Below are 19,198 nucleotides of genomic sequence, written 5' to 3' on the forward strand. Positions count from 1 at the left end.
TTTCTGTGAAATCTGCGTAATCTGTGGTTTTGTCTTACCCGGCGATGCGGCGGGCGGCCTGGTTGTGGGCTTCAATCAGTGTGGGCAAGTCCACGGTGGTGAGTTGGCCTTCCTTCACCACGAACTTGCCGCCCACCACGGTGTAATCGGCGCGCACGGGCGCGCAGAAGACCAACGCGGCTACTGGGTCGTGCAGCGCGCCGGCGTAGTCTAAGCGGTTGAGGTTTACCGCGAAGAAGTCGGCGGCTTTGCTCGGGGCGAGTTGGCCGATGTCGTCGCGGCCCAGCACACGCGCGCCACCGCGGGTTGCCATTTCCAACGCCTGCCGCGCGGTCAGCAGCGGCGGCGCGCCCGAGCCGCTGCGCGAAAAGCCCAGCACGCCGGAGCGCACCCGCGCCAGCAGCATCGCCAGGCGGGTTTCCTCCAGCAGGTGCGAGCCGTCGTTGCTCGCCGAGCCGTCCACGCCCAGGCCCACCGGCACGCCGGCCATCAGCATTTCGTAAATCGGCGCAATACCGGAGCCTAAGCGCATGTTGGAAGCCGGGCAGTGCGCCACCCCCACGCCGTGTTCCGCATAGAGGGCGATTTCCTCATCGTTGACGTGGATGCTGTGGGCAAACCACACATCGGGGCCGATCCAGCCCAGTTCTTTCATGTAGGCCACGGGCTTTTTGCCGAATTTTTCCACGCAGAAAATTTCCTCGTCCTCGGTTTCGGCGAGGTGGGTGTGCAGGCGCACGCCGTATTCGCGCGCCAGTTTGGCGCTTTCCCGCATCAGGTCGGCGGTCACGCTGAAGGGCGAGCACGGCGCGAGCACAATTTGCAGGAATGAGCCGGGGTTGGGGTCGTGATATTGCTCAATCAGCCGCTGGGAATCCTTGAGGATGAAGTCTTCCTCTTCCACCACGCTGTCGGGCGGCAGGCCGCCCTTGCTCTCGCCGAGGCTCATGGAGCCGCGCGAGGCGTGCAGCCGCAGGCCGACTTCCTGCGCGGCTTCTATTTCATCATCCAGCCGCGCACCGTTGGGGTAGAGATACCAGTGGTCAAAGGCGGTGGTGCAGCCGGAAAGCGCCAGTTCGGAAAGCGCGGTTTTGGTGGCAATGCGGAATTCCGGCGGGGTGATGCGCGCCCAAATGGGGTAGAGGGTGGTCAGCCAGTGGAAGAGGTTGGCATCTTGCGCCGCGGGGATGACGCGGGTGAGGGTCTGGTAGAAATGGTGGTGGGTGTTGATCAGGCCGGGCAACACGATGTGCCCGCTCAGGTCAAGGATTTCATCGGCGGTCGAAGGCAGTTCGGCGGTAGGGCCTACTTGTTCGATAAAGCCGTCACGGATGAACATCCCGCCGTTGGGGATTTCCCGGCGGGCGTCATCCATTGTCACTAAAACTTCAGCGTTGCGGATGAGGAGAGTGGACATAGGTTGGGGGTTAGGTATTGGGTATGGAGATGAAAGGGATTTGTGCTTTATTAGCCCCCTATTGTACCGCAAAATCAACCCTGGCCGTGGTAAGATTGGTCGTTGTTGCGACGCCCCGACCAAGCGACGACTTGACTACATGACGACGTAGGAGCGCTCATGCTTTCCTTCTATACCGACCTACCCAACCATTTCAGCCTGCCCCGCCGCATCAACCGGCTGGGCGAACTGGCCTACAACCTCTGGTGGACCTGGCAGTCGCGCGCCCAACGGCTTTACCGCTACATTGATGCTTCGCTTTGGGAAGCCACTTACCACAACCCGGTGCGCTTCCTCAAGCAGGTGCCGCGCGCCCGCCTGAATGCGGTGGCTGCGAACAAGCATTTTCTCAGCCGCTACGATGCGGTCATAACCGCCTTCGACCGCTACCTGCAGGCTAAAGCGACATGGTTCCACCACGAATATCCTGACGTTGACGGCATCATTGCTTATTTTTCCACCGAGTTTGGGCTGCACGAAACCCTGCCTATCTATGCCGGTGGCCTGGGCGTGCTTTCGGGCGATCACCTCAAGGAAGCCAGCGACCTCGGCCTGCCTCTGGTGGCCGTGGGCTTCTTCTACACCCACGGCTACTTTACCCAACGTATCAGCGAAGACGGCTGGCAGGAAGCCCTGCCCGTGGACCTGAACTACGACGACCTGCCCATCATTCCTCTCTACGACGAGGAAGGCAATCCCCTGACGGTTTCGGTGGCGCTCCCCGACCGTGACGTCCGCGTGCGGTTGTGGACGATTCAGGTGGGGCGCGTGCCGTTAGTGCTGCTCGATACCGATGTAGAAGGCAACACCCCCGCCGACCGTCAGTTGACTTCCCGCCTTTACAGCAGCGAACTGGACTTGCGCATTTCGCAGGAAATCATTTTGGGCATCGGCGGCGTGCGCGCCCTGCGGAAACTCGGCTGCGCGCCGCAGGTGTGGCACATGAACGAGGGGCACTCGGCGTTCATGACCCTGGAACGCATCCGCGAGGGGGTGGCGCAGGGCAAAACCTTTGAGGAAGCCGCGCAGGAAGTCGCCCGCAGCAGCGTGTTCACCACCCACACCCCGGTGCCTGCGGGCAACGACGAATTCCCCACGTGGCTGGTGGAACGCTATTTCGCCCGCCTGTGGCCGGAACTCGGCCTCACCCGCGACGGCTTCCTGGATCTGGCGCGCCGCGAGCACACCTGGGGCGAAACCTTTTCCATGCCCATCCTTGCCCTGCGCTTAGCCGAATATCGCAACGGCGTTTCGGAACTGCATGGCCGTGTTGCCCGCAAGATGTGGCACTTCCTCTGGCCTGAGCGCAAGGAAGACGACGTCCCCATCACCCACATCACCAACGGCGTGCACGTGGATACCTGGCTGGCCCGCCGCTTAGGGCTGCTCTTTGACCGCTATCTGGGTGCGGACTGGCGAGAGCACATGGACGACCCCGAAATCTGGGAGCAGGTTGACCGCATTCCCGACGGTGAACTGTGGGCGGTGCGCCGCCACCTGAAGCGCAAACTGGTAGCCTACCTGCGGGAACGCGCCCGCAAAATGTGGCTGGAACTGCGGGTGCATCCGGTGCAGGTGGTGGCTTCCGGCGTGCTGCTCGACCCCTACGCGCTCACCATTGGCTTTGCCCGCCGCTTTGCCACCTACAAGCGCGCTAACCTGGTGCTGAGCGATTTCGAGCGCCTGCTCAGCCTGCTCAACCGCCCCAACATGCCGGTGCAAATCATCTTTGCGGGCAAAGCCCACCCCGCCGACGAGCCGGGCAAGCGCCTGATTCAGGAGGTTTACCGCAAGGTCAAACTGGCAGAAAACGGCGGGCGCTTAGTGTTCGTGGAAGATTACGACATGAACCTGGCCCGTTACTTAGTGCAGGGCGTGGATGTGTGGCTGAACACGCCCCGCCGCCCCAACGAGGCTTCGGGCACCTCGGGCATGAAAGCCGCCATCAACGGCGTGCTCAACTTTTCGGTGCTGGACGGCTGGTGGCGGGAAGGCTACAACGGGCGCAACGGCTGGGCCATTGGCGACGAAACGGAATACGACGACCCCGCCGCGCAGGACGCCGCTGACGCCGAAAGCCTGTATGCCGTGCTGGAAAACGAAATCATCCCGCTCTATTACAAGCGCCGCTCTTCCGATGGCCTGCCTGCCGAGTGGTTGGCGCGGGTGCGGGAATCCATCCGCACGGTGACGCCGCAGTTCAGTACCCGCCGCATGGTGAAAGAGTACATGCGGGCGCTCTATGCGCCAGCGATGCAAGGGAAGGCAGCCGATGCGGATTTGCCACCCTTGCAAGGGTGAGGCGCTGTAACGGTGAAAGAGGCCGCCAAGAGGGGGAATGCAAAGGCGCGGAGGAAAATCGGCGGCGCAATCTGTGGCTTTCCCATCGGTGCCAATCGGCGTCATCGGTGGATTATTTTGGAGTGCGGCGACGCGTCGCCGCTTTGGAAGGCGGCATCACGATGGCGCACTCCGAAAGAAAAGACCTGTCAGGTTTCCGGAAACCTGACAGGTCTCAACGCGAGGCAAACGGGGCGGCTTTTACAGCCCGTAAATCTCGCCGTATTTCTGCTTCAGGTAGCGCATGTAGGGCACGGGGTCGATTTCTGAGCCGGTGACGCGCTTCACCAGTTCCTGCGGTTCAAACTTCGCGCCGTGGCGGTGGACGTGTTCCCGCAGCCAGGCCAGCAGGTCGGCGAAGTTGCCGCCGCGGATTTGCTCATCCAGGTTGGGGATGTCGGCGCGGATGCGTTCCCACCACTGCGCCGAAATCAGGTTGCCGAGGGCGTAGGTGGAGAAGTAGCCGATGGAGCCCATCGACCAGTGGATGTCTTGCAGCACGCCGTGGGCGTCGTCGGGGGGCGTCACGCCTAAGTATTCCTGCATTTTGGCGTTCCACACCTCGGGCAGGTCGGCCACTTTCACCGTACCTTCCAGCAGGGCGATTTCCAGTTCCAGCCGCAGCATGATGTGCAGGTTGTAGGTCGCCTCGTCGGCTTCGGTGCGGATGAGGGAAGGCTGCACCCGGTTGATGCCCTTGTAGAAGGCCGAAAGGCTGACGTTGCCCAGTTCGGCGGGGAAGACTTCCTGCAGGCGGGGGTAGAAGTGTTCCCAGAACGGCAGGGAGCGCCCGACCAGGTTTTCCCACAGGCGCGATTGCGATTCGTGAATGGCCAGGGAAGCGCCGTGGCCGAGGGGCGTGCGTTCCAGTTCGGGGGCGATGCCCTGCTCGTAGAGGGCGTGGCCGCATTCGTGCATGGTGCCAAACAGGCCGGTGCCGAGGTAGTCCGGCTCAAGGCGGGTGGTGATGCGCACGTCGTTGACGCTGAAGTTGGTGGTGAAGGGGTGCGCCGATTTGTCCTGCCGCCCGCGGTTCCAGTCATAGCCGAATTTGGTGATCACTTCGACGCCGAAATCCCACTGTTTTTGCTCGTCGAAGGGCTGGTGCAGGAAGGCATCGTCTACCTGCGGGCGCTCGGCAATGGCGCGGATGAGTTCCACCTGCTGGGGGCGCAGGGCGTCGAAAATGCGCTGGACGTCGGCGGTGGTCAGGCCGGGCTCGAAGTCGTCCAGCAGCGGGTCGTAGATGTGGTCGTAGGGGGTGAAGAAGTTGGCGTATTCCTGCCGCAGTTCGACGATGCGCTGCAGGTGCGGCTGGAAAATGCGGAAATCGGACTTGGCTTTGGCCTCTCGCCAGGCCATGATGGCGAGGGAAGCCACTTTGCTGCTTTCTGCCACGAAATCGGAAGGCACTTTGGTGGCTTTGAGGTAATCGCGGCGGGCGACTTTGACCAGGCGGGCTTCGTCGGAATCGGGGTCCCAGTCGGCGGCGTCGCCGGCGAGGTCTTCCAGCAGTTGGCCGATTTCGTCGCTGGTGAACTTGTCGTGGGCGATGCGGCTGAGGGTGCTCAGTTGCTGGCCGCGGGCCTGCGCGCCGCCCGGCGGCATGTAGGTTTCCTGGTCCCAGCCGAGCACGGCGGCAGCCATGTGAATATCCCACACCTCCCCTAAGCGTTCCTTAAGGCGTTGCAATTTGTCGTCAGACATGGTGTCGGTTCTCCCAAGAAGGAATTGCGGCTGCAAGCGTTGTATGGAGTGTAGCCGTACCGATATTATACGCCAAAAGGATGAGGGGAACGAGGCAATGGTACAATAGACCCATGTGGGTTGAAGCCGTGCATCGGTGGTTCGAAGTCAACCGCCCGTTGGTGCTTTTTGTCAGCGGGCAGGTGTTTTTCGTGATGGGCATGGCGATTTTGCTGCAGACGCGTCGTTATTCGCGGCTGGCGCTGGCGCGTGGCATGCCCTGGCTGGCCGCGTTTGGGATTTTGCACGGGCTCTATCAGTGGGGGAGCCTCTTTGGCCGCTGGCACCAGGCCCACGGCCCGGAAAGCGTCAACACCATTTTCGATGCCTTGCAATTGCTGCTGCTGGCCGCTTCGTTCGCGGCACTTTTCCAGTTCGGCGTACGTTTGCTCCAGCCCTTGCCGGCGAAATTCCGCTGGGGCGGGGCGCTGCCGCTGGTGCTGCTGCTGGTATGGCTGGTGGGACCGTTTTACCTCGGCCTGGCGTTGGGAAGCGACGTCCATCAATGGCGCACCAGTGCGGAAATTTGGGCACGTTACGGGTTGGGGTTCCCCGGCGCAGTGGTGGCCGCCATGGGGCTGCGGCGGCAGGCCAAACTGCGGCTGCTGCCGCTGGAATTCCCCTCGATTTACAACCTGCTGCGGGTGGCAGGCGTGGCGTTGTTGGGGTATGCCGTGCTGGGCGGGCTGGTCGTGCCCAAGGCGTCCTTTTGGCCGGCCTCGGTGCTGAATGCCCAGGCTTTCGAGCGGATGTTCGTGGCGCCGGTGGAAGTCTTCCAGGGCGCGGACGGCCTGGTGCTGGCGATCGCCGTCATTTTGGGGTTAGACGTGTTTGAATTTGAAACCCAGCGCCTGATTGAGCGCATGGAGCAGGCGCAGGTGGTGGCGATTGAGCGCGAGCGCATCGCGCGCGACCTGCACGATGGCGCCATTCAGCGTGTGTACGCGGCCGGGCTGCTGGCGCAATCGCTCCAGCGGCAGGCGAAAGACCCGGCCATGCAAGAGGGGCTGGCGCACTTGATGGAAGGCATCAATGCCGCGATTGCCGAACTACGGCGTTTTCTTTCGGAATTGCGCGAACAGGAGACGCTTTACCTAGGCCCGGCGCTGGAATCGCTGGTGGAGGAGGCTCGCCGCATTTCGGGCACGGAAATTTACCTGGAGGTAGATGAAGTCCCCCCCATGTCGCCCGAGGCCACCGCACATGTGATTTCCTTTGCCCGTGAGGCGCTTTCGAATGCCATTCGGCATGCCCGCAGCCCGTTGATTGAGGTGCGGCTTTCCTATGTCCCGGCCCGGCGGCGCATGCGTTTGGAAGTCAAAGACCACGGTGTTGGTTTGCCCGAGGACCCGGACATGGGCTACGGCTTGCGGAACATGCGCGACCGGGCCCGCTTGCTGGGCGGGACGCTTTCCCTGGTTTCGGAACACGGTAAGGGCACCCGTGCGGTGCTGGATGTGCCCCTCGACAATATTGTGCGGAAGGAGAGAGGCTGATGCGAACGCGCTTGTTGCTGGTGGACGACCACGAAGTGGTGCGGCTGGGGCTGCGAACCCTGTTGGAAGCCGAGCCCGATATGGAGGTGGTGGCCGAAGCCGGCACCGCCGATGAAGCGTTGGATAAGGTCGCCCGCTACCGCCCCGATGTGGTGGTGATGGATGTGCGCTTGCCCGGCAAAAGCGGCCTGGAAGCCTGCCGCCTGATTCGGCAACAGCACCCCACCACCCAGGTTGTGATTTTGACCTCTTACCTGAGCGAAGAGTTTGTCTCCCATGCCCTGCGGGCAGGGGCGGCGGGCTACGTGCTCAAAGAGGTGGGCGGCACTGAGTTGGTGAACGCTATTCGCAACGCCCGCGAGGGGCGGGTGGCTTTCGACCCCCACACCGCCAGCCAAATGGTGGCCCGGCTGCGCAAACTGGAAGCCCACATCGAAGAATCGGCCTTCAAAGGCCTTTCACGGCGGGAAATGGAAGTGTTGGTGCTGATTTCGCGCGGCAAGAGCAACCGGGAAATTGCCCACAAACTCAGCCTGAGCGAAGGCACAGTGCGGAATTACGTTTCGGCCATTATCGAGAAATTGGGCATGCGCAACCGCATCGAACTGGCGACGTATGCCGTGCAGCACCACATTTCGGAGTGGATGCCCGACATCGACGACGATTGACCCCAAAGCACGCCGCGGGATGCGCCCGTTGAGCGCCCTGGTTGAGCACGATAGCACCATTGCAAACATCCCACCTTCCGAAGGAGTTTTCCATGCCCGAAGCCTTCATCGTCTCCGCCGTGCGCACGCCGATTGGGAAGGGGAAGCCCGCGGGGGCTTTGTATCCCTTCCAGCCGGTGGAACTGGCGTCTGCGGTCTTGACGGAAGCCGTGCAACGCGCCGGCGTCCGCCCTGAGTGGGTGGACGATGTCATTTGGGGCGTCGTGACCCCCATCCGCGACCAGGGCGCTAACCTGGGGCGGTTGGCCGTGCTCAAGGCCGGTTTCCCGGTGGAGGTGCCTGCCGTGAGCATCAACCGCATGTGCGGTTCCAGCCAGCAGGCTGTGCATTTTGCTGCCCAGGCGATCCTGGCTGGTGACATGGACATTGTGGTCGCGGGGGGCACTGAGATGATGTCGCACCAGCCTCTGGGCGCCGATTACCCAGAAAAATGGCCTGAGATGCCCCACAAAATGGTGCACCAGGGCATCAGCGCGGAGTTGATTGCTGAAAAGTGGGGGCTGAGCCGGGAAGAACTGGATGATTTTGGCTATGAAAGCCATCGGCGGGCCATGCGCGCCATTCAGGAAGGCCGCTTTGACGCGCAAATTTTGCCCCTCACCCGCCCCGATGGCCGCGTGGTGAAGGTAGATGAAGGCGTACGTATGCCGCCTGACCGCGAGAAAATGCGCACCCTGCCGCCTGCCTTCAAGCCCGATGGCGTGGTCACCGCCGGCAACGCGAGCCAGATTAGCGACGGCGCGGGGGCGCTGGTGATTGCTTCTGCCAGGGCCGTGGGGCGCTGGAACCTGATGCCCCGCGCTCGCATTGTGGCCCGGGCGGTGGTCGGCACTGACCCCACGCTGATGCTCGACGGCCCCATCCCCGCGACCCGCAAGGTGCTCAAGATGGCCGGGCTTTCGCTGGATGAGATGGATGTCATTGAAATCAACGAGGCTTTTGCCAGCGTGGTGCTGGCCTGGCAGCGGGAACTCCAGCCCGACATGCGCAAGGTGAACCCCAACGGCGGCGCGATTGCCCACGGCCACCCGTTAGGCGCCACCGGGGCGATTTTGATGACCAAATTGCTCTACGAACTGGAACGCATCCGTGGGCGTTATGGCCTGCAGGTGATGTGCATCGGTCACGGCATGGCGACCGCCACCATCATCGAGCGCGTGTGATTGTATGAGCATCCAGGAAAACCGCTGAGAGTATCCTGCATCCTGCACCCTGCATCCTGCACCCTGCACCCTGCATCCTGCAACTTGCAACTTGCAACTTGCAACTTGCACCCCACCCTTAGCGCGATGCGGCGTTGAGCACTTCCACCAGCCACTGCAAGGCCTGCCCGGCAGTGGCTTTTTTGTTGCCGATGCGGTCGTGGGGCCAGACGAAGCGGCGCGCCCATGTGCCTTCCGGCGTGCTGATGGCAATCCACGTGGTGCCTACCGGCTTTTCGCGGGTGCCGCCGCCCGGCCCTGCCACGCCGCTGACCGCAATCGCGACGTCGGCGGCCAAAGCCCGCTTCGCGCCTGCGGCCATCAACCGCACCACCGGCTCGCTGACCGCCCCGTGGGCTTCCAGCACCGCCCACGGCACGCCCAGCAGCCGCACTTTGGCGTCGTAGGCGTAAGCCATGACGCCGCCAGCAAAGTAGGCCGACGAGCCGGGAATGTCGGTGATGCGGCTGCCAATCAGCCCACCGGTGCACGATTCTGCAGTTGCCAGCCGCCAGCCCCGCTCGACCAGCAGGGGGCCAATGAGTGCTTCGGGGGCCTGCCACTGCTCCGGCGTCAGGTCGCGGCCTTCCATTTCGTCGGCCAGCGCCTCGAAATAAGCCCGCATGACGGCGTCGCGGCGGGCGGCTACGGCCCGCGCCGCGGGGGTAAACAGGCGTTCCCGCAGGCGGCGCAGTTTGAAAAGATGTTCGTGGTAGGCGCTGTGGGGTTCGCCGGGGATTTTCTCGCCGGTTGCCAGAAACTGTGCGGAAGGCGGCGCGTAGATGGGGCTGCCGTGGGAAACCGCGTAGGCGATGGCCCGCGCCACGCCGATCGCACCGATGGCGTCCAGTTTGTCCGCGTCGAAGAGTACCTGTGCTTCGAGGGTGCGCGGCGGGTCGCCGGTGCGGAAACGGTGGGTGCGGATGGCCTCTTCCACCGCGGCAATTTTGGCTTCCGGCCAGCCCTTGGCGGCCAGCACTTCGCGCGCAAAGGCCGCAGAAGCGTGGTGATGTTCGCCGCGGGCCGCGCTTTCCAGATGCCCTGCCGCGCCGGTCGCGTCGTGCAACAGCGCCGCGGCGCGCACTACCCCGGCATCGGCGCCGCTTTCCTGTGCCAGGAATTCGGCCATGCGCAGCACGCGCAAAATGTGGCCGAAGCCGTGGGTGGGGTCGTCGTCGTACCAGGCGCGGGCTTCGTCCAGCGTCAAAGGTTGCATGGGGCCCTCACCGCATCAAATAACTGGCGATGGCTGCCCCCACTGCCAGCAGCAGGATGACAAAGCACCCAATGGTGACCAGGTGCCAGGCCAATTTGATGAAAACTTTGAGCAGGAATAGCACGATGAGCAGCGCCACGGCGGCGGCAACAATGGTCAGCAAGGTAGAGCCTACAGCAGCGGTGGACATGTCAGTCCTCCTTCCACACGGTAGAAGCGCCCGCGCTTGACCACCCAGGCGACCACATTTGCGCCAAAGCGGTAAGCCAGGTGGCGGTAGTCGGGCGTTTCCAGAATGAGAAAATCGGCCTGTTTGCCGATCTCCAGCGAGCCGAGGCGGTCGGCGCGCTGGACGGCCGCGGCGGCGTTGATGGTGGCCGCCGCCAGCGCCTGGGCAGGCGTCAGCCCCATCGCGCGGCAGGCCAGCGCCATGGCGAAGGGCATGCTTTCACACCACGCGGTGCCAGGGTTGCAGTCGGTGGCTAACGCCAGCAGGCCATCGGCTTCCAGGATGGCTTTCGCGGGCGTGTAGTGCGCTTCAGCCAGGCCAAAGGGAGTGCAGGGCAGCGCCACGGCCACGGTGTCGGAGGCCGCGAGGACGCGGATGTCGGCTTCGGATGTTGCCACCAGATGGTCGGCGGAAGCCGCGCCCAGGTCAGCAGCCAGCGCCGCGCCGCCCAGGTTGTCGAATTCGTCCGCATGTACCTTCAGCGGGAAGCCCAGGGCTTGCGCGGTTTCCAGAATGCAGCGGGTTTGCTCAAGGTCAAAGGCGCCGGTTTCGCAAAACACATCCACAAAGGGCAACGGCCGCCCGTGGCCATGCACCTGCCACCATTCCTTGAGCGCAGGCAGCATGTCGCGGCAAATCAGGCGGGCATAATCGTCGGCGCGGCCCTCGAACTCTGGCGGTATGGCGTGCGCGGCGAGGAACGTCGGCACCAACTCCCACGGGCCTTCGTCGTCCAGCGCCAGAATGGCTTCCAGCATCTTGAACTCGGCGGCGGTGGCGAGGCCGTAGCCGGTTTTGACTTCGAGGGTGGTCGCGCCGTGAGCGAAAGCGCGCAGCAGCCGCGGGCGGGTTTCGGCCATCAGGGCTTCCACCGAGGCGCGGCGGGTGGCCTGCACTGTGGAAAGAATGCCGCCGCCCGCTTGCAAAATTTCGAGGTAGGTTTTGCCCTCCAGCCGCATTTCGAACTCGGCGGCGCGTTCGCCAGCCCAGAGGGCGTGGGTGTGGGGGTCCACCAGGCCGGGCACTACCGCGCGCCCCTGTGCGTCGAAGCGCGGCTCGTTGGGGAAGGCCGGCGTGATTTCGGCTTCCGGCCCCAGCGCGACGATGCGCCCTGCCTGCACCACCAGCGCCGCGTTGGGGATGATTTCCAGCGTGCCCAAACGGCGGCCGCGCTGCGGCCCGCCTTGCGGTGTGACCAGTTGACCGATGTTGTGAATCAGCATGGCTGCCTCCTGCTGCAATTATACGCCAAACCGCTTGACCCGCTCGCGGCGCGCGGCTATACTGAAAACATCTTTTCCCAGGGAGGCTGGCATGGGCTTGAAACACGACCATTGGATTCGCAAAATGGCGCTGGAACACGGTATGATCGAGCCATTCGTGGAAAACCAGGTGCGCGAAGGTGTGCTTTCGTATGGCGTGTCTTCCTATGGCTATGACGTCCGTGTGGCCGATGAGTTCAAGATTTTTACCAACGTCTATTCCACGGTGGTTGACCCCAAAGGCTTCGACGCCCGCTCGATGGTGGATTTCAAGGGCGATGTGTGCGTCATTCCGCCCAATTCCTTTGCGCTGGCGCGCACGGTGGAATACTTCCGCATTCCGCGCGGGGTGCTGACGCTGTGCGTGGGGAAGTCTACCTATGCGCGCTGCGGCATCATCGTGAACGTCACGCCCCTGGAGCCGGAATGGGAGGGCTACGTCACGCTGGAGATTTCCAACACCACGCCCTTGCCCGCGAAAATCTACGCCAACGAGGGCATCGCACAGATGATTTTCTTCGAGGCCGATGAGGAATGTCGCGTGTCGTATGCTGACAAGAAGGGGAAATATCAGCGGCAGGGCGGCATTGTGCTGCCAAAATTGTAACCATGCTGCCGGGGTAGCCGGCGGTGGGGGTTAAAAACGAACAGCGACAGGGTTTGTGCCCTGTCGCTGAAGTGTTTTGAGGGAGAGACGCTTTACTTGACGGCTTCCATGGCTTTGTCCACCACGGCTTTGAAGGCTTGGGGGTGGCGGACGGCCAGGTCGGCCAGCATTTTGCGGTTGATGGTGATGTCAGCGGCCTTCATGGCGTGGATGAGGCGGCTGTAGGTGGTGCCGTTTTGCCGCGCCGCCGCGTTGATGCGGGCGATCCACAAACGGCGCAGGTCGCGTTTGCGGGTGCGGCGGTCGCGATAGGCATACCAGAGGCTCTTGAGCATGGCCTCGTTGGCGCGCCGGAAGCGCCGGGAACGCGCGCCATATTGCCCTTTGGTGAGTTTGAGAATTTTCTTGTGGCGTCGGCGACGCACAAAACCTGTCTTGACTCGCATGGTAACCTCCTGCGGTCCCCTGGGCGCCGACGGTTGACCCGCCCGTTGTTAGTGCACCCAGCAGCCGCAATCAAAAAAATGGGAATCTCAGGCGGACTGTTTCTTCAGGTAGGGCGCAAGGCGATGGACGCGCTTGATAATGCCCTTCCCCTCCACAGGCAACATCTCGGTGAACAGGCGCTTGGTGCGCTTGGAAGTGTGGCGCCGCAGGTGGCTTTTGCCGCCTTTGGTGCGCACCAGTTTGCCCGAGCCCGTCACGCGGAAGCGCTTGCTGGTTGCCTTGTGGGTCTTGATCTTGTACTTTTTGGTTCGCTGTTTGCGCGGCACTTTAATGCTCTCCTCTTACCTTGAGATATGGGAAACTTCCCACAGGACTCACTTTTTCTTTTTGGCTGGTGCCAGAATCATCAGCATGGAGCGGCCTTCCAGCGCAGGCGGTTTTTCGACCACCGCGATATCGGCCAGGGCTTCGGCGACCTCTTTCAGGTCTTCCAGCGCGATTTCGGGGTAGGTGATTTCCCGCCCGCGAAAAAGCATGCGCACCCGCACTTTCATGCCCTTTTCCAGCCATTTGCGCGCGCTGCGCACTTTAAATTCGCGATGGTGTTCACTGGTTTTGGGGCGCAGGCGCAATTCTTTGATTTCGACCTTGGCTTGTGCCTTACGGGCCTGGCGCTCTTTCTTCGAGCGCTCGTACAGGAATTTGCCAAAATCCATCACGCGGCAGACCGGTGGCTTGGCATTGGGGGCCACTTCCACCAGGTCGAGGTTGGCTTCCCGCGCGATGCGCAACGCCTCGGCGCGCGAAACCACGCCAATGTTGTCGCCGTTCGGGCCGACCAGCCGCACTTCGGGCGCACGGATGGCCTCGTTGATCCTGTAATCGCTTGCTTTGGCTATGGCCGTTCCTCCTGAACAAAAGACAAACAGCACCCGCGGGTGCTGCGCGGCACCTTACCGAGGCCAAAGCATACCATAACTCGCGAGGGGCGTCAACTTTAAACGCGGCAGAAATGAGTCACTTGCGGTATGATTGGGAAAGCCTGTTTTTTGTGGAGGTAAACCCCTGATGCACATTGTGGTGACCAACGATGACGGTGTGTTTGAGCCCGGTTTGCTGGCGCTGGCCCAGGCGCTGCGTCAAATTCCGGGTAGCACAGTGAGCGTGGTGGCGCCTGACCGCAATTGGTCGGTCAGCGGGCATGTGAAGACGCTGACGCGCCCCTTGCGGGCCTGGCCGGTGCGGCTGGAAGACGGCAGCGAGGCGCTGGCCACCGATGGCGCGCCTTCCGATTGCGTGGCAATGGCGTTGTTGGGGCTGGTGCCCCAGCCGGTGGACCTGGTGGTTTCGGGCATCAACCCCAATGCGAATGTGGGGCACGATATTACCTATTCCGGCACGGTGACGGCGGCAATGGAGGCGGTGATTTTCGGCGTGCCGGCGATTGCGGTGTCGCTGGAGCGGGAAGGCGCGCCGCTTTCCCAACTGGATTTTGCCCCTGCGGCGCGGGTCGCCCGCTGGGTGGCTGAATATGTGCTGAGGCACGGCCTGCCCGCGGAAGTGTTGCTCAATGTCAATGTGCCGCATCGCCCGCTGGAAGCCCTGCAGGGCCTGCGGGTGACGCGGCTGGGGCGGAGGGTGTATCGCGATGCACTGGTGCGGCGGGAAGACCCGTGGGGGCGGCCTTATTACTGGATTGGCGGTGGGGCGCCCGAAGGGGTAGCGGAGCCTGGCACCGACATTGGCGCGCTGGCCGAGGGCGCCGTTTCGGTGACGCCGATCCAAATGGACATGACAGCCTATGGGGTGTTGGACGACTTGCGGGGCGGCCTGGAAGGGTTTCCTGGCCCCTGGGCGAAGGGTGAAAAGGGCTGAAAAACGAGTTTGGGCAATTTTCTTGAAATCCCTTGACTTCTGGGGCGATGCGCGTATAATTCCGCCCGTGCTTGACGGATGGTTTCGCCTCCACAGCGAGGCAAACCGATAACAACCGAGGAGAGGCGCAGCAGCGCCAGAGACCAGGGCTCGAGAAAGTGGAAGCCTGTTCGGTCTGGCAGCCGGTGTCGGGAAACGAGACATCGGTTGTTGTTGTCTCCCCAAAAACCTTGACAGAGCCGAGCCTGGCAAGTAGAATTGGGCTTGCTCGAATGAGGGAGCGGGACCTTAACAACTGAAGAGTGACAGGAAGCAGAAGCGACCTGTCGATTCTGACGAGTTTTACAGGACAACGATCCGTGTAGACAAACGCCGAAAGGCGATACTCTTGCGGAGAGTTTGATCCTGGCTCAGGGTGAACGCTAGCGGTGCGCCTAATACATGCAAGTCGAGCGAAGAGGACAGCGGGTAGCAATACTTGCTGGGCTCTTAGCGGCGAACGGGCGAGTAACGCGTGGATGACCTGCCCCGAAGAGAGGGATAACGAGCCGAAAGGCTTGCTAATACCTCATGTGCTCCCGGAGGTTAGAGGCTTCGGGAGTAAAGGGTTCCGGTTCCCGAAAGGGGCCGGCGCCGCTTCGGGAGGGGTCCGCGTCCCATCAGGTAGTTGGTAGGGTAACGGCCTACCAAGCCTATGACGGGTAGGGGGCCTGAGAGGGTGGCCCCCCGCATTGGCACTGAAACACGGGCCAGACACCTACGGGTGGCAGCAGTAGGGAATCTTGCGCAATGGGCGAAAGCCTGACGCAGCGACACCGCGTGCGGGATGAAGGCCTTCGGGTTGTAAACCGCTTTTCGGGAGGATGAGGAAGGACAGTACTCCCGGAATAAGTCTCGGCTAACTACGTGCCAGCAGCCGCGGTAACACGTAGGAGGCGAGCGTTACCCGGATTTACTGGGCGTAAAGCGCGTGTAGGCGGCTTGGCAAGTTGGGCGTGAAAGCTCCCGGCTCAACCGGGAGAGGACGTCCAAAACTGCCGGGCTAGAGGACGGTAGAGGGAGGTGGAATTCCCGGTGTAGCGGTGAAATGCGTAGATATCGGGAGGAACACCAGTGGCGAAGGCGGCCTCCTGGGCCGTTCCTGACGCTCAGACGCGAAAGCCAGGGGAGCGAACGGGATTAGATACCCCGGTAGTCCTGGCTGTAAACGATGTGGACTAGGCGTTGGTGGGGTCAAACCCATCAGTGCTGGAGCTAACGCGTTAAGTCCACCGCCTGGGGACTACGGCCGCAAGGCTAAAACTCAAAGGAATTGGCGGGGGCCCGCACAAGCAGCGGAGCGTGTGGTTTAATTCGATGCTACACGAAGAACCTTACCCGGGCTTGACATGCTGGTGGTAGGGATCCGAAAGGTGACCGACCCTTCGGGGAGCCAGCACAGGTGCTGCATGGCTGTCGTCAGCTCGTGCCGTGAGGTGTCCGGTTAAGTCCGGTAACGAGCGCAACCCTTGCCCTGTGTTACATGTGTCACAGGGGACTGCCGGTGTCAAGCCGGAGGAAGGCGGGGATGACGTCAAGTCAGCATGGCCTTTATGTCCGGGGCTACACACACGCTACAATGGCCGGGACAATGGGTAGCAAAACCGCGAGGTGGAGCCAATCCTCAAACCCGGTCTCAGTTCGGATTGGAGGCTGCAACTCGCCTCCATGAAGCCGGAGTTGCTAGTAACCGCGCGTCAGCAATAGTGCGGTGAATACGTTCCCGGGCCTTGCACACACCGCCCGTCACGTCATGGGAGCTGGCAACACCTGAAGTCGGTAGCCCAACCCGAAAGGGAGGGCGCCGCCGAGGGTGGGGCTGGTGACTGGGACGAAGTCGTAACAAGGTAGGTGTACCGGAAGGTGCGCCTGGATCACCTCCTTTCTATGGAAAATCTCGGGGCTGGGGCCTTGGCCCTGGCTTCCGAACAAGCCCCGTCGTGTGCTGGGGCGACAGAATCGGCAGGCGGCTTCCTGTCACTCTTCAGTTGTTGAGGGCGTTTTTCCCTCGTGCGTGGGCCTGTAGCTCAGTCGGTTAGAGCACTGTGCTGATAACGCAGGGGTCACTGGTTCGAGTCCAGTCAGGCCCACCTCTTTGAGAGGTTTTGGGGATGTAGCTCAGTTGGGAGAGCATCGCCTTTGCAAGGCGAGGGTCACGGGTTCGAGTCCCGTCATCTCCACTTCTCTCCCGCTGGCTGCACACGGAGGCGGATTTGGTGCAGGTGATTGCCGACTGAAATTGAGTAAGCGTGTGGTTCATCGTGCAGGTTGCGGCCCGGCGATGAGCCGGGTCGGTGTGTGTCAGGACATTGAAAGAGTGAAGAGGTTGGCACTCGGTTGGCGGCCCTCAAGCGGTTGAGGGTTGGCAACCGGCGGCTAACGCCGGAAGAAGCGGCACATTAACAAGTGAATAGGTCGTAGTAAAGCAAATCTCAAATCTTATTGTCGTGCGTGTAGTGCATCAAATGCGCGAAGAATTTCTGGTTCTCCGCATCACGAGCAAGCTACTAAGGGCTTGCGGTGGATGCCTAGGCGCCAAGAGCCGATGAAGGACGCGGCACACTGCGATAAGCCTCGGGGAGGCGTGTGCAGCCTTTGATCCGGGGATTTCCGAATGGGGAAACCCGCCATGGCAAACCCATGGCATCCCTTAGCTGAACCCATAGGCTAAGGGAGGGGCACCCGGGGAACTGAAACATCTTAGTACCCGGAGGAAGAGAGAACATTCCCTTAGTAGTGGCGAGCGAACGGGGAAAAGCCCAAACCTGCATGACTTAGTGGCTGGCAGGCCTATGTCATGCGGGGGTTGTAGGCCCTGCCAGGAGGAGCTGCCAATCCTCCAGGGAGTTACAAACCGGCCCGTTAGCCGAAGTGGTCTGGAAAGGCCCGCCGTAGAGGGTGACAGCCCTGTAGGCGAAAACGGTGTCGGCTCCCGGTAGTGAGCCTGAGTACCGTCGGGCACGCTAATCCGGCGGGAAGCAGGGAGGTCCACCTTCCAAGGCTAAATACTCTTGGCGACCGATAGTGCACAAGTACCGTGAGGGAAAGGTGAAAAGCACCCCTGTGAGGGGAGTGAAATAGAACCTGAAACCGCAAGCCTACAAGCAGTCGGAGGGCTAATGGCGTGTCGGTGTCCCCGGGAAACCGGGTGATGCGGCGCTATGCCTGACGGCGTGCCTTTTGGAGAATGAGCCTGCGAGTTAATCTCAGTGGCGAGGCTAAGGGAGTGACACCCGGAGCCGTAGCGAAAGCGAGTCTGAATAGGGCGTTCAGTCGCTGGGATTAGGCACGAAACCAGGTGAGCTAACCATGGGCAGGGTGAAGGCGGGGTAAAACCCGCTGGAGGCCCGAACCGGTGTCCGTTGCAAAGGGCTCGGATGACCTGTGGTTAGAGGTGATATGCCAAACGAACCTGGAGATAGCTTGTTCTCCCCGAAATAGCTTTAGGGCTAGCGTCACGCGTTCAGTACCGGAGGTAGAGCACTGGATGGGCTAGGGGGCTTACCGCTTACCGAACCCAACCAAACTCCGAATGCCGGTACTCCAGAGCGTGGCAGTCGGACTACGGGAGATGAGTTTCGTGGTCGAGAGGGAAAGAGCCCAGACCATCGGCTAAGGTCCCTAAGTCCAGGCTAAGTGGGAAACGAGGTGGGGCTGCTGTGACAACCAGGAGGTTGGCTTAGAAGCAGCCATCCTTTAAAGAGTGCGTAACAGCTCACTGGTCAAGTGGCCCTGCGCGGAAAATGTAACGGGGCTTAAGCCTGGCACCGAAGCCATGGGTCTCCGCCACCTGCGGGTGGCGGGGGCAGTAGGGGAGCGTTCTGCGTGCAGCGAAGCCGTACCGTGAGGAGCGGTGGAGCGCGCAGAAGTGAGAATGCAGGCACGAGTAGCGTACAAACGCGTGAGAACCGCGTTCGCCGAAAGTCCAAGGTTTCCGACGGCAGGTAAATCCGCGTCGGGTTAGGCGGGCCTTAGCCGAGGCCGAGAGGCGTAGGCGATGGACAGCCGGTCAACATTCCGGCCCCGCCCGGATGGAGCGATGGGGGGACGCGGCGAGGTAAGCCAGCCGGCGATTGGTTGTGCCGGTGCCAAGCGTGTAGGCGTTGAAGCCCGTAGGCAAATCCGCGGGCCGAGTCGAGACGTGATGGCGAGCCCTTGAGGCATAAGTGGCCCACCCTTGCCGCCGAGAAAAGCCTCTAAGCGTTGAAATCCGGGCGCCCGTACCGCAAACCGACACTGGTGGACGGGTAGAGTATACCAAGGCGAACGGGAGAACCCTCGTTAAGGAACTCGGCAAAATGACCCCGTAACTTCGGGAGAAGGGGTGCCCCATTAGGGTGAAGGCCCTCGCGGCTGGAGCCCGAAGGGGCCGCAGTGAAATGGCTCTGGGGACTGTTTAACAAAAACACAGGTCTCTGCGAAACCGTAAGGTGACGTATAGGGGCTGAAGCCTGCCCAGTGCCGGAAGGTTAAGGGGAGGGGTTAGCCGCAAGGCGAAGCTCCGAACCGAAGCCCCGGTGAACGGCGGCCGTAACTATAACGGTCCTAAGGTAGC

General features: G+C 62.0%; 14 protein-coding genes, 2 tRNA genes and 2 rRNA genes. 10 read left to right on the forward strand and 8 right to left on the reverse strand.

Features of this window, described 5'->3' with window-relative positions; genetic code table 11:
• Nucleotides 1–34 precede the first annotated feature (34 nt).
• Nucleotides 35–1,417 (reverse strand): 8-oxoguanine deaminase, encoded by a 1,383-nt coding sequence (locus tag ENJ54_11625; GenBank protein ID HFC10485.1) that lies wholly within the window; start codon nt 1,415–1,417, stop codon nt 35–37.
• Nucleotides 1,418–1,576: 159 nt separating this feature from the next.
• Between ENJ54_11625 and glgP the strand changes: the two genes are divergently transcribed.
• Nucleotides 1,577–3,757, forward strand: a complete 2,181-nt coding sequence (gene glgP / locus ENJ54_11630) for an alpha-glucan family phosphorylase (GenBank protein HFC10486.1) — start codon at nt 1,577–1,579, stop codon at nt 3,755–3,757.
• A 240-nt stretch (nt 3,758–3,997) separates the two neighbouring features.
• Here the strand turns inward: glgP and ENJ54_11635 are convergent, their stop codons facing one another.
• Nucleotides 3,998–5,503, reverse strand: a complete 1,506-nt coding sequence (locus tag ENJ54_11635) for a carboxypeptidase M32 (protein HFC10487.1) — start codon at nt 5,501–5,503, stop codon at nt 3,998–4,000.
• 80 nt (nt 5,504–5,583) lie between these two features.
• On the opposite strand from ENJ54_11635, the gene ENJ54_11640 reads away from it, so the two are divergent.
• The 3 genes from ENJ54_11640 to ENJ54_11650 all read left to right on the forward strand — a co-directional run bounded on the left by ENJ54_11640 (nt 5,584) and on the right by ENJ54_11650 (nt 8,929).
• Nucleotides 5,584–7,038 carry a sensor histidine kinase gene (locus ENJ54_11640; GenBank protein HFC10488.1) on the forward strand — a complete coding sequence of 485 codons (1,455 nt, stop codon included), beginning with the start codon at nt 5,584–5,586 and terminating at the stop codon, nt 7,036–7,038.
• The gene (locus tag ENJ54_11645) at nt 7,038–7,706 is read left to right on the forward strand and encodes a response regulator transcription factor (protein HFC10489.1); all 669 of its coding nucleotides are present in this window, start codon (nt 7,038–7,040) and stop codon (nt 7,704–7,706) included. The genes ENJ54_11640 and ENJ54_11645 overlap by 1 nt, the downstream gene beginning before the upstream one ends.
• A 92-nt stretch (nt 7,707–7,798) precedes the next feature.
• Complete coding sequence (locus ENJ54_11650; protein HFC10490.1) at nt 7,799–8,929, forward strand: thiolase family protein; 1,131 nt, start codon at nt 7,799–7,801, stop codon at nt 8,927–8,929.
• Nucleotides 8,930–9,047: 118 nt separating this feature from the next.
• Here the strand turns inward: ENJ54_11650 and ENJ54_11655 are convergent, their stop codons facing one another.
• Genes ENJ54_11655 through ENJ54_11665 form a run of 3 tightly spaced genes read right to left on the reverse strand, consistent with a single transcriptional unit; the run spans nt 9,048 to nt 11,636 of the window.
• The gene (locus tag ENJ54_11655; GenBank protein HFC10491.1) at nt 9,048–10,184 is read right to left on the reverse strand and encodes a nicotinamide-nucleotide amidohydrolase family protein; all 1,137 of its coding nucleotides are present in this window, start codon (nt 10,182–10,184) and stop codon (nt 9,048–9,050) included.
• 7 nt (nt 10,185–10,191) lie between these two features.
• Nucleotides 10,192–10,374 (reverse strand): hypothetical protein, encoded by a 183-nt coding sequence (locus ENJ54_11660; GenBank protein HFC10492.1) that lies wholly within the window; start codon nt 10,372–10,374, stop codon nt 10,192–10,194.
• The gene (locus ENJ54_11665) at nt 10,356–11,636 is read right to left on the reverse strand and encodes an imidazolonepropionase (GenBank protein HFC10493.1); all 1,281 of its coding nucleotides are present in this window, start codon (nt 11,634–11,636) and stop codon (nt 10,356–10,358) included. The genes ENJ54_11660 and ENJ54_11665 overlap by 19 nt, the downstream gene beginning before the upstream one ends.
• Before the next feature lie 91 nt (nt 11,637–11,727).
• On the opposite strand from ENJ54_11665, the gene ENJ54_11670 reads away from it, so the two are divergent.
• Nucleotides 11,728–12,282, forward strand: a complete 555-nt coding sequence (locus ENJ54_11670; GenBank protein HFC10494.1) for a dCTP deaminase — start codon at nt 11,728–11,730, stop codon at nt 12,280–12,282.
• A 92-nt stretch (nt 12,283–12,374) separates the two neighbouring features.
• Here the strand turns inward: ENJ54_11670 and ENJ54_11675 are convergent, their stop codons facing one another.
• The 3 genes from ENJ54_11675 to ENJ54_11685 form a co-directional block, all read right to left on the reverse strand.
• Nucleotides 12,375–12,728, reverse strand: a complete 354-nt coding sequence (locus ENJ54_11675) for a 50S ribosomal protein L20 (GenBank protein ID HFC10495.1) — start codon at nt 12,726–12,728, stop codon at nt 12,375–12,377.
• A gap of 87 nt (nt 12,729–12,815) precedes the next feature.
• On the reverse strand, nt 12,816–13,055 hold the full coding sequence (locus tag ENJ54_11680) for a 50S ribosomal protein L35 (GenBank protein ID HFC10496.1): 240 nt from the start codon (nt 13,053–13,055) through the stop codon (nt 12,816–12,818).
• A gap of 48 nt (nt 13,056–13,103) precedes the next feature.
• A complete protein-coding gene (locus ENJ54_11685; GenBank protein ID HFC10497.1) occupies nt 13,104–13,628 on the reverse strand; it encodes a translation initiation factor IF-3 in 525 nt (174 codons plus the stop codon).
• A 169-nt stretch (nt 13,629–13,797) separates the two neighbouring features.
• Between ENJ54_11685 and surE the strand changes: the two genes are divergently transcribed.
• From surE to ENJ54_11710, 5 genes are all read left to right on the forward strand, one after another.
• Nucleotides 13,798–14,604, forward strand: coding sequence for a 5'/3'-nucleotidase SurE (gene surE / locus ENJ54_11690; protein HFC10498.1), 807 nt, complete (start codon nt 13,798–13,800; stop codon nt 14,602–14,604).
• Between the two features lie 391 nt (nt 14,605–14,995).
• Nucleotides 14,996–16,531: ribosomal RNA gene (locus ENJ54_11695) — 16S ribosomal RNA — on the forward strand.
• A gap of 128 nt (nt 16,532–16,659) precedes the next feature.
• Nucleotides 16,660–16,736, forward strand: a tRNA-Ile gene (locus tag ENJ54_11700).
• A 14-nt stretch (nt 16,737–16,750) separates the two neighbouring features.
• A tRNA-Ala gene (locus tag ENJ54_11705) sits at nt 16,751–16,823 on the forward strand.
• A 317-nt stretch (nt 16,824–17,140) separates the two neighbouring features.
• Nucleotides 17,141–19,198 (forward strand): 23S ribosomal RNA (locus ENJ54_11710); the annotation flags it as partial.

Source organism: Chloroflexota bacterium (assembly GCA_011322445.1).
Lineage (GTDB): Bacteria > Chloroflexota > Anaerolineae > Anaerolineales > DRMV01 > DRMV01.

What these genes read in the sequence shown, in the direction of transcription:
- glgP (HFC10486.1), top strand. Translation starts at nt 1,577, where the DNA reads ATGCTTTCCTTCTATACCGACCTACCCAACCATTTCAGCCTGCCCCGC.
- ENJ54_11665 (HFC10493.1), bottom strand. Translation starts at nt 11,636, where the DNA reads ATGCTGATTCACAACATCGGTCAACTGGTCACACCGCAAGGCGGGCCG.
- ENJ54_11660 (HFC10492.1), bottom strand. Translation starts at nt 10,374, where the DNA reads ATGTCCACCGCTGCTGTAGGCTCTACCTTGCTGACCATTGTTGCCGCC.
- ENJ54_11670 (HFC10494.1), top strand. Translation starts at nt 11,728, where the DNA reads ATGGGCTTGAAACACGACCATTGGATTCGCAAAATGGCGCTGGAACAC.
- surE (HFC10498.1), top strand. Translation starts at nt 13,798, where the DNA reads ATGCACATTGTGGTGACCAACGATGACGGTGTGTTTGAGCCCGGTTTG.
- ENJ54_11635 (HFC10487.1), bottom strand. Translation starts at nt 5,503, where the DNA reads ATGTCTGACGACAAATTGCAACGCCTTAAGGAACGCTTAGGGGAGGTG.
- ENJ54_11640 (HFC10488.1), top strand. Translation starts at nt 5,584, where the DNA reads ATGAGGGGAACGAGGCAATGGTACAATAGACCCATGTGGGTTGAAGCC.
- ENJ54_11655 (HFC10491.1), bottom strand. Translation starts at nt 10,184, where the DNA reads ATGCAACCTTTGACGCTGGACGAAGCCCGCGCCTGGTACGACGACGAC.
- ENJ54_11625 (HFC10485.1), bottom strand. Translation starts at nt 1,417, where the DNA reads ATGTCCACTCTCCTCATCCGCAACGCTGAAGTTTTAGTGACAATGGAT.
- ENJ54_11675 (HFC10495.1), bottom strand. Translation starts at nt 12,728, where the DNA reads ATGCGAGTCAAGACAGGTTTTGTGCGTCGCCGACGCCACAAGAAAATT.
- ENJ54_11645 (HFC10489.1), top strand. Translation starts at nt 7,038, where the DNA reads ATGCGAACGCGCTTGTTGCTGGTGGACGACCACGAAGTGGTGCGGCTG.
- ENJ54_11650 (HFC10490.1), top strand. Translation starts at nt 7,799, where the DNA reads ATGCCCGAAGCCTTCATCGTCTCCGCCGTGCGCACGCCGATTGGGAAG.